Raw genomic sequence first — 13,842 nt, forward strand, 5'->3', positions numbered from 1 at the left:
CGCCGAGCGCGTGCCGGGGCATTCCGCCCGCCCGCCCGGCGCCCGCAGTCGGATGAGGAAAGAAGTCAATGGCGCGCAAACCAGGGGCGAACGTCCCCAAGTCCCGCAAACGAGCAGGCTCGGTTCCCTCGGCGACGGGACGGCAAATCGACTGGATGCTGATCGGTGCCGTCGTGGTGGTCATCGGTCTCATCGCGGGTCTCGCGATCTACCTCGTCCCCAAGTTCAACGAGCAGCGCGCCGAACAGAAGGACGACGTCGCCGTCGAGTCGGTGTCGGAGTTCGTGCCCACCCCGCAGAAGCCGGACCCGGCGTCCGACATCCCCGGTGTGACGAAGCGGTACTACGAGGCCGCCCGCCACGTCACGGCCGACCAGCGCGTCGCCTATGACCAATCGCCGCCGTTCGGTGGTCCCCATGACGAGATCTGGGCGACCTGCACCGGCGTCGTCTACCCGAATCCGCTGCGCTCGGAGAACGCCGTTCACGCGCTCGAACACGGCGCGGTGTGGATCACCTACAACCCGGACACGATCTCCCCGGAGGACCTCGACTACCTCAAGCAGCTCGTCCGCGGTGAGCAGTACCTGTTCCTGTCGCCCTACCCCGGACTCGACAAGCCGCTGTCCCTGCAGAGCTGGGGCCACCAGCTCAAGCTGGACTCCGCCGGCGACCCGCGTGTCAACCAGTTCATCACCGCGTTGCGCCGCAACATGATGCCCGGTGTCTACCCGGAGAATCCGCAGACCGCCGCCTACCCGGAGACCCAGGCCACCTGTACCGCCATCCCCGGGTTCGATCCGTCGAATCCTCCGCCGGCCGACCAGGGCGAGCCCGGCCCCGATGCGGTCCCGATGGACGGCGGCAGCGGCGCCCCGACGCCCGCGGGCTGACGCGGTTCACACCCGAACATCAGTCCGGCCACCGGCCCGGCCCGACGAGACGACCCCGGCCTGACGAACGACGAGGACCCAGCGATGACCGACAGCAGCGATCGTCCCGAAACCCCGGACGACACAACGACTTCCGTGGCAACTGACGACGCTGTCGAGACGTCGTCGCGTCCCCGGATCCTGCTCGCGCTGGGCGGGGCGGCGCTGCTTCTCTTCGGTGTCGGCCTCGGCCTGCTCATCCAGGCGAGCCTCGCTGAGGACCCCACCGGCGAGGACTCGCCCGCCGCGAACTCGGCGGCTGTCGGATTCGCCCAGGACATGACCCGCCACCACGAGCAGGGAGTGGAACTGGCGGCCATCGAACTCGAACACGGCACCGACCCCGAGGTGCGGAGCATGGCGTTCGACATCCTCACCGCCCAGAGCAACGAGATCGGCCAGATGCAGTCGTGGCTGTCGCGATGGGGCCGGCCCGTCACCAACCCCGGGGCGACCATGGCCTGGATGGGCCACGGGGGGTCGGACACCGAGGGACACGACCATTCCGATCCCGCGGATCACACCGAGGGCGGTCATGATCACGGCAGCATGGACCACGGAGACGGCGGCCACGGGGACATGGACCACGGCGACATGGATCACGGCGACATGGATCACGGGGACATGCCGATGCCGACGTCCGGCGCGCCCGCTTCGGGTGCGCCCGAGTCCGACGCCGAGCAACCGGCGATGCCGGGTATGGCGACGTCGACGGAGATGGAGCAGTTCCGCGCGATGCGGGGTCCCGAGGTGGACATCCGGTTCCTGCAGCTGATGCTGCGCCACCACGAGGGCGGTCTGCACATGATGGAGTACGCCGCGGACCCGGCGAACGTCGAGCAGGCCTACGTCCGCGACCTGGCGTCGAGCATGAAGCGAACCCAGGACAAGGAGATCGCCATCATCACCCAGATGTTGGCACTGCGTGGTGCACAACCGCTTCCGATGAACTGAGCAGCGCCGCGACGTGCTCTCACCACGACTCGCCGCCGCGGTCGACGCACTGCCCCTGACCCCCGGTCTGCGAGTCCTCGAGATCGGCTGCGGGCCCGGGGCAGCGGCACGCGAGGTGGCGCGGCGCGTGGGCCCCGACGGATTCGTGCTGGGCATCGACCGGTCGTCGCGGGCCGTGAGCGCCGCGCGTCGTACCGCGCTCGCCGACGGGCTGCGCCCGGACCCGCTCGACTTCGAATGCGGCGCGATCGAGGACTTCGTACTGGGTGACCGCATCCCGTTCGACGTGGCCTTCGCGCTGCGGGTCGGCGCACTCGACGGGCGACACCCCGAGCTCTACGACGCGGCCGTGCAGGCCGTGGCCCGTGCGCTGCGACCGGGCGGCGAGCTGTTCGTGGACGGCGGTGACCCGTTGCGACGTGTCGGGTTACCACCTCGCACTGGTCCTGGTCGCGACGTACCAACCTAGCGATCAATCGTTAGCGCGTCTAGCTCTAACTTATACTCATGAATAGCGCCACTCCCAGTAGACGTTTCTCTACTGTAGCGCTGCGCGTAAGGAAAAATAACACTAAGCGGGGAGTCAAAACCCTCGCATAGGTAGTACCAAGCGAACCCGAGAACCTGAGACTTAGGACCAACCGGCGCAAGGTACACATTCCCAGATACACCTTTTTTGCGGATCGACGAAATATGATCACTTAACACCTGCGCGGTCATGAATGGATTATTAGCCGGAGCGAATAGCAGACTGCGCGACCGAAACTCATTGATCGCTTCTTTCGCCTGGGATATACGATAGACACTTTCCTGATACATATGAGGTTGAAGTCCCGGCATTCCCACAAGCAGGTAATGCTCAGCTTTACTCTTTGACTCAGCGATAGCCTTCACGAGGCTGTGGTCGTAGCCAGCGCCGATCACAAGACAGTCCCGCGAGTCGATCGAAGCCGACTGCACACCCCCATAACCCGGTACCACAGCTACTCGCTCAACCGGACCCCTAGTGAAGGTCGTCTCCTGACCTGAAACATACGCGACCGGATCCGAATAGAAAACGGAAACTTCCGTAAACCCCGCGCGAAATAACATTAGAGGAAGGAGCAAAAGGTGGGGCCGCATCATCCCAGTGATGTCAATACCAATACGCTTATCCGGCGTTAAGCCAAGATCCCGTATACAGCGCTCCCAGGAATCTATCTCAGACTCCAGTGGATCAGTTTTCCAACTCATCGTGGGCACCTCAGAATCCGAGTACTCGTACTCGTGGTGCACGAGCCACCGTTTCTCAACGGCACGCGCAAGCTCGAACAGCGTCTTTACCCGCTCCGATCCGTTATACGCAGACAGAAAAAGGTCGAACGACAAGCCCGAAACATCGGAGTGGGTCAACCGACGCCGCTTGAACACACTGTAATCGTACATATCAGAACAGATATCCAGCTTCAGGTTTCGTGAATGGCGCGTTCATCGGACCGGTTTTCTCCTTTACCATCTTTCTGAACGCGGACTCCTCTACATCTGGCGAAAAAAGAGTCAACACCTCATGCCCGGCGAGCGTTAGGTCACCCCGTCTTCCGAAACCGAGGCCGAAGAATGGGGCCAGCATCGGATGTAATTGATACTTGTGATGGACCGGACCGCGGTTTCTCGCCCGCCGGCCACCCGAGACTTCAATCAACATGCGGTACTTCACACAGTCACGAATTACCTCAATTGTGCTATCGTCCACGCCTTCTAGATTCGAAGAGAACGTCGTCAGGCTGACCTCCGCGGGTTTATCCGAGTAGCGTACTTCGTGCAGTAAAGTACCAAATCTGCGGATCGCTCGATCACAATTAGTACCTGCTTGACCAAGCGGACGTACATCATTTAGATACCAGGCAGATGCCTCGCGCACACCTGCTGACTGCGTAGCAACTGAGATAGTCTCGGGCCCGCCAAACGGATCGATTCCGCGCCACTCCGCGCGTGTGGTAATTGCCTTCAGAATTACAAGGAGGCTCCGCGGCAAGAAACCCGACATTGAGATAAGGGAGTCGATACCGGCATATGGCAGATCGACAGAATAGTCATCGTAGACTTGCGCAATCAAATCTTGCCGCCAAAGACCCAGAAAATTCCTCAGTTGCGTTGAAACGTGCTCGCCCACCACAAGAGGTTCAACGAACTCCCTTGCGCTAGTAAAATGACTTAGCGACAGCAATTTGTTCTGACTCCACCTCTGATATGCACGCAATATAGCAAGCTTCTCTACCAGAGGAAAACCTTCAAAACGGACTGCGGCTACAGCGTCCTCTGCGAGTTGCCTATTCCCCGCGACGCTTGTTATGGCTTTACGCAGATTAATCAAATAGCGCGGCTCGTTTGCTCCCATTACTTCCAAGAGCTGATCGTTTATGCTATTAAACGAGTTGTCAGAATCGAGCTTTTCAATCCATGCTGGCGTATCCTGCACAGCCGTACTAGTCTCGCTTAGACGTTTGCTTATCATCTCGATACAGAAAGTTCGATAGGTGACACCTCCCTCACTATATGCATTCTCGGGGACGATCTTGCTAAACTCGCTCCCTTCCTTGTTCTCTTCGCCTGCACTAAGAGTTCTGTGGGTTCGGATACCCCACTCCCTAGCGCCGATGAGGAAAGAAGTAGGCAGCTTCTTTTCACGCACGAGCGTATTTACAAACATTTGTTGACTTGCGGTCAAATTCTCGAGTTCGTCCAACATGTACGTAATCCGGACGTTCTCGAAACCTACCAACGTGCTCTGCAAAAGTGTCCCTATGCCAAAAATTAATGAACCGGGATTGAAAGCGACCTTTAAGTTGAGCTCGCGTGTTAGCGGCGCATTGTTGACTGCACTATCGATCGAACGTTGCAGAGCCGTGAGGGAAACCCGGACACCATCGAGAACGTCTTCGTGGCCCATTGGCTCCAGACCTTCGACCAGCTCAGATACTCCGGCCGCGAACTTTCGGAGTGCGGATATACTCCAGGGTGATTCAGCTTTCTGAATGTCAGCAAGCACGTCAAAGAGCAAGAGCGCAAGCCGCACCTCCAGCCACTGTGCGAAGACCGCTCTCCATGCCTCTTCACCGATTCGCCCGCCTTCGAACCTGCTACCGTCGAGCCCGCTAGCAGGCGCGTAGATTCCTACATACCCTTCGTACTCAAGGCGCGCGAGAATTGAGCCCTTGGCTCGAGACTTTTGCAAGCTATAGGAATAGTGGCGCATGAGATGCGTTCGTCCGCCACCTTTGCCGCCTACCAAGTACTGGGTAATCGAACTACGAGGATCAACAAGCGGGTAGGTCGCATGCGAGAAGCTGACGAAACGGGCTGCAATCTCCTGGTCCGTAAAGTCTACTGCCTTGGTGACCTCAAACGGGTTTCTTCGCATTAGTTAAGCACCTTGTTGAAACGCGGAAAAACCGGCTCCCAATCGACCGATGTTTCGTTCACCCAAAACACAGGTAGCGTGTTGTCTGGCACGTTGTGCTCGAACCCTAACAACAATTGCCCATCCTTATACCCGCAGGGGAAGGGTGGGACCAAGAGCTCACCGTACTTTTTCGCGAAGTGGTGGCCATCTTCCATGGTCACACTGTCGGGGCACGTTCTGTAAACTCGCGAATGTGGAGAAAAAGCTCTCTCTGCGTCGTCTATCTCGTGCACCGCCTCAACGCAGTCGAATGGAAGTTCTCGAACTCGTCTCATCGCGTCGGGCCGCGCGAAGAGTGTGAAGTACCAGATTTCGATCGGGTCTTCCGACCCATTGTCAGCAGCACGCACATATTTCAATAACTTGTCACTGTACTCCCTGGCTTGGGTCCCTGAACCCATAATGTCGTCGATAAATACTAATCTCTTCAGACCGGCAATTGCGACCGCGTTGTCTGGCTCGCCTGGGGCCTTCTTAAGGATTTCGTGTTGGTGAATGAATAGAGTCTTACTAAGTCGATTGATTTGACGGAAGTAGTACAAAAGGTGCGCGCCGCTTTCGGAAGGGTTACCCATTCCCAGAAAACGGGTCGCCTGCAATTCGCGCTGAAACTCCGGTTCGAGAAGCGCTTGATCTCTGGTGCCGCCCAGATGCTCCCGCAGCTCTTGAATCAGCGGATATCTATACAAATCTCGATACATTGACTTCAGCATACCGCGTATAGTCTCTACATTGAAGAAGTCGAAATTAGCCAAGAGCTGCAGGGCGTGGACGCGTTCCTTTTCGACTTCGAACGCCCTGCCGTTAAAGTTGCTAAGCCATCGGTCGACATCGGCTCCGGTGACCCGTCCGTCCCAGACCTCATTTGAAAGCACTCTGATACGACTCATTAGACGCTCTTCGTCCGAGGTATCAACCAAGCCGAACCGGTTCTCCATGAAGACTCCTATTGTCCAAACTCAAATACGTCGATGTATTCGGCTCGGGCTGGTGCAGCGCTAGCCCTCCGTTTAGTCAGCAGCGCGCGACCCCGAATTTCATCTCGAAGACTTAATTCTTTTCTGAACCCATAATTTGATAGCAGCTCCCCCAGCAGTTCGTGTGTAGCGATCTCCAGCCCCGCAACCGTATTTGTGCCTGATACTAAGACCACGCGCATTGCATGCACCTTAAAGTGACGTAGGGCGCTTTCCATGTCGCTGAAATAGGTTGCATATATCGCGGCTCGCGTGGGTGAAACAAGCCGGATATCATTGAGAATGCTTACCACTCTGTGGTTACTGATATTTTGCTGGGCAAGTTTATCTGCGCGCGATAGATGTTCGCGACCAATACTACTGTGTTCAAGTTTCACGGTGCCTTTGGAATCTGAAAGACCCAGCCACCCAAGTTCTAGGCTCGAACTTCTGATGTATTTCTGCGCCGCGCCGTATGGTGGGCTGGTGATCACCAGAGATCGCCCAGACGCCGGAGCCTGCGACCATGAGCTTTCTCTGCGCGTGTCTCCAACAGTCACCGTCGCGGTGGGCAGCGAACCATCTAGCGTCTCGATCCGACGCGCTAACGCTGACGCCTCCCGCTCCCAGGATTCCCAAACATCCTGTCCCGAATACCCAATAGGATGTCTGGGACGCACGGGTACCGGAATTCTTCGATCTGTGCATGCTGTCCGCCTGGCGGTCAGAGCCAATGTCAATTCGACCGCAGCGTGGTGTGGTCCTGAGTCTTCGCGAATAACCGACGCTAAGCGACACAACGCCGAGTAGGCCTCGGGCGAGTACCATTTGGTCACATAGGCGCTTGGTTCAAGATATTTGCGCGTCCGCTTCGCCTCCTTGAGCACTTCACGGCAGAGCGACTCAAACGACTTGCTGTTGATCGGTGTGGTTTTCACCTTCGAGGCCAAAGCACCAATCGGGTTCTGCTCTATTCCGGTGGCGCCGAATCCGGCTCGTTGAGCCTCTAGAAGCACGGTGCCAGACCCACAAAATGGATCGATAACGTGGTCTATGTCAGCGACTATCTGCTCACAACGCAAAAGCATTCTCGGGATCTGTCTGAGAAGTCGTGCGGGGTAGGGGTACACGCTGTGCGTCAGGTCGTCTGAGGGGAGCGGCCCGACCAGCTCGCGGAAGCTCACGTCTAATGGGTCGCCGTTGTAGGAGTTCAACAAGTGCGCGAACTTCTCGGTGTATTTGCACGCCGCGTGTTCCCCTCGCTGGAGGAGCGACATTACTGTGCCATCCTGAGACGGGATGCGCTCGTCATGCTAGTCTGCGGAGCGCGCTTTGAGCCAGGCCGTTCTCGTCACATCGCTGCGCAAGTCCGAGCACGCTTGCTCGAAAGTCCGCGTCCATATGTAAGTCGCTCATTCGGGCATGTTCTCACGACAACGCCAATTCAGCGCCACTTCGAGACCCGTACGTGTGTGTCGCCAGCAACTTGAGCGACGTCAAACAGTCCGTCGAGTACAGCTCATGTCCCACTTCCAGCGTGAAGTAAGGGGTGGCTCGTTCAAGCTTCAAGGGGAAGGCTCCTGCAATGGTGCCCCCGGCAGGATTCGAACCTGCGGCCTTCTGCTCCGGAGGCAGACGCTCTATCCCCTGAGCTACGGGGGCTCATCGGGCGGGACTCAGCCTAGCGCACGGTTCGCCCGGCAGCCCAATCGGGCAGCTCACGACACGCCGAGGGGGCTCTGCACGCGCACCGACGACCCGTGCTCGCCGCGCAAGACGTGCAGCTGGGCCGGGATTCGCGCCCGGAGTTCGTCGACGTGGCTCACGACGCCGACGACGCGCCCACCGGTCCGCAGATCGTCCAGGACGCCCATCACGAGGTCGAGCGCCTCGGGATCGAGGGTGCCGAACCCCTCGTCGATGAAGATGGTGTCGAGCACCCGTCCGCCCGACTCCGCGGAGACGACGTCGGCGAGTCCGAGCGCGAGAGCCAGCGACGCGAAGAACGTCTCCCCGCCCGACAACGTCGTCGTCGCGCGGAGCGCGCCGGTGTACTCGTCGCGCACCTCGATGCCCAGGCCGCCGCGCCGGCCCCGGACACCAGCCGCGTCGGTGTGGACGAACTCGTAACGACCCGAGGACATTTCGCGGAGCCGGCCGGACGCGGCGACGAGGACCTCGTCGAGGCGTGCGGCCAGCACATACGACCGCAGCGACATCCGCCGAGAATTCTGTCCGCGTCCGCTGACCAGTTCGGCCAGTCCCTGGAGTTCGGCGTGGCGTTCCTGCATCGGCGCCAGCGCGTCGAGAGCCGCCCAGAACTGGGTGACGTACTCCTCCAGACCGGCGGCCTGTCGAGCGGTGACGGCGTGTTCCTTCGCCGCGGTCTCGAGGCGCCGGCGAGCGGCCTCACGCTCCACCGTCAGCCGTTCGAGATCCGGCTCGGGGGCCGACATCGCGGCCCGCACGTCGTCGTCGGCGAGGGTCTCCTCCGCCGCGGCGCGCAGACTCGCCGCCTCCTGCAACATCGTGTCCCACGCCGCGATCTGGGTGTCCGGGGCGAACGCCGCGCGAACCGCGGCGAGATCGTCGAAACCGGCATCGAGGCAGGCCGCGGACAGCCGGGCCGTTGCTCCGGCGACCCGGTCCCGCGCACGCGCGGCCTCCTGCCGGGCGTCGCGGAGACGACGTGTACGGCGAACCAGTTCGGCGAGTTCGCGGCGGCGCTCGGCGACGCCTCCGCGCCCGCCGGTCGCTTCGCGGACCGCGGAATCGAGCTCGGTGAGGTTCTGCCGCAACGAGTTCAGGCGCTCGCGCCGGGCGGACTGGGCCGACTCGGTGTCGGCGATGGTGGTGCGCCACGCATCGATCTCGGCGTCGACCCGATCGACGGCCTTCTGCAGTGCAGGCACTCGTGACGCGGCACGCTCGGCGGCCGCGAGATCGGCGCTCACCCGGGCCAGGTCGGCGTCGACGGCCTCGGGGTCGGCGCCGCCGATGACGGCGTCGAGATGCACGCGACGCTCGCCGAGTGCGGCGACCGCGGATTGGGCGATGGCCTTGATCGCACTCGCACGCTCTTCGGCTTCGGCCGCCTCTTCTTCATCGGCGACCGTCCCGTCGGGGTCGTCGGCGGTGGCGGGCCGCGGGTGTGCGACCGAACCGCACACGACGCACGCCTCACCGTCGACGAGTTCGCCGGCCAGCTCCACCGCCATCCCGGCGAGGCGACGCTCCCGCGCGTCGAGCACCCGCTCGCGGGCGGCGGCATGCGCATCACGGGCGTCGAGCAGCTCCTTCTCGGCGGCGACGAGCCGGACCAGGACCTCGTCCCGGTCGGTCAGGGCGTCGCGGACACGGCGGAGTCCGTCACGCTCGGCCCGCAGCTTCGGGGCCTGCAGGCGAAGGTCCTCGGCCGCGCGCAGCGCACCGGCGGCCTCGGCACGCCGACCCGGCGCGGCCTCGAGCGACTCCCGTGTCCGCGCGACCCGGCGTTCGGCGTCGGAGATGGTGGCATCGAGTGCATCGATCTCGGTGACCAGCGCAGGCCGCTGTGCGATCCGCTCGGCAAGCGGTTCCCAGCGCCCCGATTCCTCGGTCCAGCGGTCGATCGCCGCATCCAGGAGCGCGTCGAGGTCCTCGTCCGTGTCGACGGCACACAGGACCTCGCCCTCCGGCAACCGGCCCAGTTCGGCGCGGGCACCCGCAACGGCCTGCTCTGCGACCGTCAGATCGCGCACCGCACGATCGGAGTCGTCGGCGAGCGGAACGATCGGTGCGGCCCGCAGAGCGAGGCGGCGTGCCCGGCCCGCGTCCGCAAGCGCCTGCTCACCCTCGGCAAGCCGGGCGAGGCGCTCCGTGGCCGCACGCCCCCGGCGACGCAGCTCGGCGACCCGGCTCCCGCTCTCGTACGCGGCCTGGGCCTGGTCTGCCGCGGCCTGCGCCGCACCCGATTCGACGAGGGTGCGTTCCGCGGCCACCCGCGCACGCTCGAGACATTCCTGCGCCCAGTCGAAGTCGGGCTCGGCGATCGGCTCGGCACCGCCGACCGCGACGATCTGGCCGGCGATCCGGTCGAGCACCGCGGTCTGACCGGTCAGCGTGGCCGCGCTCTCCCGAGACCGTTCGCGCAGCCACTCCTCCAGGTCACCGAATCGTTCGGTGTCGAACAGCCTCTCCAGCAACGCTTCCCGCTCGTCGGAGTGCGCCCGCAGAAACCGCGCGAAGTCGCCCTGGGGCAGCAGCACGACCTGGAAGAACTGGTCGGCGCTCATGCCCAGCAGCCGTACCACCGCGTCACCGATCTCGGGGATACGGGTCAGGTCGGGCCCCGACCCGTCGACCCACGTCAGCGTCGCCCGAGCGTTCACCCTGCGGGTGCCGCCCCCGCGCTTCTTGGGTCGCTCGTGCTCGGGCGACCGCGTGATCCGGAGCCGCCGGGACGCAATCGTCGCCTCCAGCTCGACCTCCGGGACCTCGTCGGCCGCTGCGTGATCCGAATGCAGTCGCCGGTTGACGTCGCGCACGCCCGGGACCCTCCCGAACAGCGCGAAGGCGACGGCATCGAGGACCGTGGTCTTACCCGCGCCGGTCTGTCCGTGCAACAGGAACAGTCCGTCACCGCCGAGGTCGTCGAAGTCGACGGTGATCTCCTCGGCGAAGGGACCGAACGCACGGACGCGCAAGCGGTGCAGCCTCATGCGGACTCCGCGATGATCGCCTCGATGTCGAAGAGGGTCAGTTCGGCGGCGTCGGACTCGGGTTCGCCGACGACGGCGCGGAGTGCGCGCTCGAGGAGAACCCGCTCCCCCTTCGTCGGTTCGTCGCGCACGTCGGAGATGAACGAGGCGACGATCTCGGCGTCGGTGCGCCCACGCACACGGGACCGGTAGTCGACGCCGATGCCGGAGTGCGGACGCTCCCACTGCACATGGACCGCGAAGGGGAAACGCTCGCGCAGGCGTCGCATCGCGTCGGTGGGGCGGACCGGGTCGGTCAGCGTCACCTCGACATAGTGGTCCTGCGCCTCACCGAACCGGTCGTCGGTCAGCAGATCGGCGAGAACGCCGGTGAGAGAACTCAGTTCGCGGACGACGGGCAGCTCGCGGGCCCGGACCTCCGCGACACCGCCGGCGTCGAGATCGACCACCAGCGCCGCCTTGCGATGGGTTCGTTCGCCGAAGGAGTACGGAAGCAGAGAACCGCTGTAGCGGACGGTGTCGGTGACGCGCTGCGGTGAGTGCAGATGCCCGAGCGCGACGTAGTCGGCACCCGAGAACGTCTCGGCGGGAACGGTTTCGACACCGCCCACACTGATCGAACGCTCCGACCCGGAGGCCGCGGCCCCGCTGACGAAGGCGTGCGCCACCACCACGGACCGCACCCGGCGGGCGGCGAGGTCGGCACGGACCCGCGCCATCGCGGCGTCGAGCACGGCGGTGTGGCCGCCGACCGACTCGACGCCGAGGTGGCGGCGGGCGGTGTCGGGTTCGAGATACGGGATGCCGTAGATCGCGACATCTCCGTGGGTGTCCGCGAGCACGACCGGCCGGTCGATGTCGGCGATCGAGGTCCGAAGGTGCAGTCCGCCGGCGGCCGCGAACCCGGAGCCGGCACCGAGGCGGGTGGGCGAATCGTGATTGCCCGACGTGACGACGATCTGCGCTCCCGCAGCGGCGATCTCGGCCAGCCCCTCGTCGTAGACCCGGACCGCGTCCGCGGACGGGACCGACCGGTCGTAGACGTCCCCGGCGACGATCACGACGTCCGCGGACTCCGCGGCGACGAGCTCGGCCAGGTGGGACAGCGCGCGGCGCTGGTCGGCGAGCAGCTCGACCCCGTGGAACGTCCGGCCCAGGTGCCAGTCGGAGGTGTGCACGATGCGCATGGGCGCAACCTTACGGTCGGGTCCCGACAGATCGTGGGACGCGCGCTCTCGGCGACCCCGACCCGGGCGGTCGGGTCCGCTACCGGGCGTCGGTGACCACGGCCTGCGGGTCGACGACCTGCGGTGGGACGTTCTGGTGCGCGGGACGGACGAAGAAGAACGTCGCGACGACACCGATCAGCAGCGCGGCGGCCGGTAGGTACAGCGACTGGCCCATCGCGGTGGCGAAGCCCTCGCGGAGGAACTCCGGCAGCTGGCCCGTCCCGCCGTCCTGCGCGTTCTCGGCATCGACCCCGGGCAGCTCGGCCGCGAGCCGGGTCTGCAGGAGCGCCCCGATCATGGCCGACCCCAACACCGAGCCGATGACCCGCAGCGTGTTGTACACACCGGCACCGGCGCCGGCCTGGTGCCACGGCAGGTTGCGCGTGGCCGTCGCCGCCAGCGGCGCCCAGATGCCGGCCGAGGCGACACCCATCAGGCACAGCGGGACGACGATCAGCCAGACCGGGGTCTCCGGACGCGCCACGAAGCCCAGCCACGCGATGGCGATCGCATTCAGCAACAACGCCGAGGAGACGATCGTGCGTGGATGGACGCGGTCGACCATCCGACCCACGAACGGGGCCAGGACGCCGGTCAGCACGGCCATGGGCACCAGGACGACCGCCGACTCTGTCGGCGACATCCCGCCGACGAGCTGGAGGAAGAAGGTCAGCGGGATCATCAACCCCGACACCGCGAAACCCATCGAGGCGATGCCGATCGTCGACAGCGAGAAGTTGCGGTCGCGGAACAGTGACAACGGGAGCAGCGGCTCCGTGCGAATCCGGGACTGCCAGTAGACGAAGACCCCGAGGATCACCAGACCACCGACGATGAGGAGCCAGATCCAGGCGTCCCAGTCGAAGGTCTCGCCTTCCTGGATGCCGAACACCAGCGCGGACAGACCGACGGCGGACAGCGCGACGCCGATCCAGTCGAACTGGTGGTCGTTGGTCTCGACCCGGGGGACGAGAACGGCGGCGAGGACGAGGCCGACGACGCCGACCGGCAGGTTGATGAAGAAGATCCACTCCCAGCCGAACGCGTCGGTCAGGACACCGCCGAGCAGCGGTCCGACGAGTGTCGCGACACCGGCGACGGTGCCCCACACACCCATTGCCGCTCCGCGCTTCTCGGCCGGGAAGATGCGCGTGATGAGCGCCATCGTCTGCGGGGTGATGAGCGCTGCGCCGACACCCTGCAGGGCGCGCGCCCCGATCAACTCACCGATCGACGACGACAGTCCGCACCAGAGACTGGCGACGGTGAACACCGCGAGACCGATCTGATACATCGTCTTGGGACCGAACTTGTCGCCCAGGCGGCCGGTGATCAGCAGTGGCACCGCGTAGGTGAGCAGGTACGCGCTGGTGACCCAGACGACGCCGTTGACGTTCGTGTCGAGATCGGCCTGGATGCGCGGCTGCGCGACCGCCACGATCGTCATGTCGACGAGGATCATGAAGAAGCCCACGCAGAGCGCCAGCATCGCGGCCCACGGTCGGGTCGTGACCATCTCGTCGGTACCCGCGTTCTCGCCGCGGGTGGCGTCGCTCGATCGCATTTCCCCGATGCTAGACCTGTCCGTTTCAGCCACGACCCGCACGACGCGGGGTCCGGCGCCACAGC

At 63.8% G+C, this 13,842-nt stretch carries 10 protein-coding genes and 1 tRNA gene; 3 read left to right on the plus strand and 8 right to left on the minus strand.

Annotated features, from left to right (window positions below):
* Positions 1–68: 68 nt before the first annotated feature.
* The 3 genes from AMD30_RS05855 to AMD30_RS05865 all read left to right on the plus strand — a co-directional run bounded on the left by AMD30_RS05855 (position 69) and on the right by AMD30_RS05865 (position 2,355).
* Positions 69–893, plus strand: coding sequence for a DUF3105 domain-containing protein (locus AMD30_RS05855; RefSeq protein WP_010842963.1), 825 nt, complete (start codon positions 69–71; stop codon positions 891–893).
* 84 nt (positions 894–977) lie between these two features.
* Positions 978–1,886 (plus strand): DUF305 domain-containing protein, encoded by a 909-nt coding sequence (locus tag AMD30_RS05860; protein WP_055475002.1) that lies wholly within the window; start codon positions 978–980, stop codon positions 1,884–1,886.
* A gap of 13 nt (positions 1,887–1,899) precedes the next feature.
* Positions 1,900–2,355: an SAM-dependent methyltransferase gene (locus AMD30_RS05865; protein ID WP_055475003.1), complete on the plus strand. Its 456-nt coding sequence runs from the start codon at positions 1,900–1,902 to the stop codon at positions 2,353–2,355.
* Here the strand turns inward: AMD30_RS05865 and AMD30_RS24960 are convergent.
* The 8 genes from AMD30_RS24960 to AMD30_RS05890 form a co-directional block, all read right to left on the minus strand.
* On the minus strand, positions 2,352–3,296 hold the full coding sequence (locus AMD30_RS24960; RefSeq protein ID WP_156354176.1) for a hypothetical protein: 945 nt from the start codon (positions 3,294–3,296) through the stop codon (positions 2,352–2,354). The two genes, AMD30_RS05865 and AMD30_RS24960, sit on opposite strands and share 4 nt — an antisense overlap.
* Positions 3,297–3,312: 16 nt before the next feature.
* Positions 3,313–5,286, minus strand: a complete 1,974-nt coding sequence (locus AMD30_RS24965; protein ID WP_156354178.1) for an ORC-CDC6 family AAA ATPase — start codon at positions 5,284–5,286, stop codon at positions 3,313–3,315.
* Entirely contained in the window at positions 5,286–6,266 is a 981-nt protein-coding gene (locus AMD30_RS05870) for a phosphoribosyltransferase-like protein (RefSeq protein WP_055475004.1), read from the minus strand. The genes AMD30_RS24965 and AMD30_RS05870 overlap by 1 nt, the downstream gene beginning before the upstream one ends.
* Positions 6,267–6,274: 8 nt before the next feature.
* The gene (locus AMD30_RS24970; RefSeq protein ID WP_156354180.1) at positions 6,275–7,561 is read right to left on the minus strand and encodes a hypothetical protein; all 1,287 of its coding nucleotides are present in this window, start codon (positions 7,559–7,561) and stop codon (positions 6,275–6,277) included.
* Between the two features lie 309 nt (positions 7,562–7,870).
* Positions 7,871–7,946 (minus strand) — tRNA-Arg (locus AMD30_RS05875).
* 56 nt (positions 7,947–8,002) lie between these two features.
* Entirely contained in the window at positions 8,003–10,984 is a 2,982-nt protein-coding gene (locus AMD30_RS05880; protein WP_055475005.1) for an AAA family ATPase, read from the minus strand.
* Positions 10,981–12,171 (minus strand): exonuclease SbcCD subunit D, encoded by a 1,191-nt coding sequence (locus tag AMD30_RS05885; protein WP_055475006.1) that lies wholly within the window; start codon positions 12,169–12,171, stop codon positions 10,981–10,983. The genes AMD30_RS05880 and AMD30_RS05885 overlap by 4 nt, the downstream gene beginning before the upstream one ends.
* Before the next feature lie 79 nt (positions 12,172–12,250).
* Positions 12,251–13,777 (minus strand): MFS transporter, encoded by a 1,527-nt coding sequence (locus AMD30_RS05890; protein WP_055475007.1) that lies wholly within the window; start codon positions 13,775–13,777, stop codon positions 12,251–12,253.
* Positions 13,778–13,842: the final 65 nt, after the last annotated feature.

Origin of the sequence: Gordonia sp. HS-NH1 (assembly GCF_001418765.1) — a bacterium.
Lineage (GTDB): Bacteria > Actinomycetota > Actinomycetes > Mycobacteriales > Mycobacteriaceae > Gordonia.

Bases quoted from the DNA above. Each gene is read 5' to 3' on its own strand.
- AMD30_RS05880 (WP_055475005.1), bottom strand. From the start codon at position 10,984: ATGAGGCTGCACCGCTTGCGCGTCCGTGCGTTCGGTCCCTTCGCCGAG.
- AMD30_RS05855 (WP_010842963.1), top strand. From the start codon at position 69: ATGGCGCGCAAACCAGGGGCGAACGTCCCCAAGTCCCGCAAACGAGCA.
- AMD30_RS05890 (WP_055475007.1), bottom strand. From the start codon at position 13,777: ATGCGATCGAGCGACGCCACCCGCGGCGAGAACGCGGGTACCGACGAG.
- AMD30_RS05870 (WP_055475004.1), bottom strand. From the start codon at position 6,266: ATGGAGAACCGGTTCGGCTTGGTTGATACCTCGGACGAAGAGCGTCTA.
- AMD30_RS05860 (WP_055475002.1), top strand. From the start codon at position 978: ATGACCGACAGCAGCGATCGTCCCGAAACCCCGGACGACACAACGACT.
- AMD30_RS05885 (WP_055475006.1), bottom strand. From the start codon at position 12,171: ATGCGCATCGTGCACACCTCCGACTGGCACCTGGGCCGGACGTTCCAC.
- AMD30_RS24965 (WP_156354178.1), bottom strand. From the start codon at position 5,286: ATGCGAAGAAACCCGTTTGAGGTCACCAAGGCAGTAGACTTTACGGAC.
- AMD30_RS24970 (WP_156354180.1), bottom strand. From the start codon at position 7,561: ATGTCGCTCCTCCAGCGAGGGGAACACGCGGCGTGCAAATACACCGAG.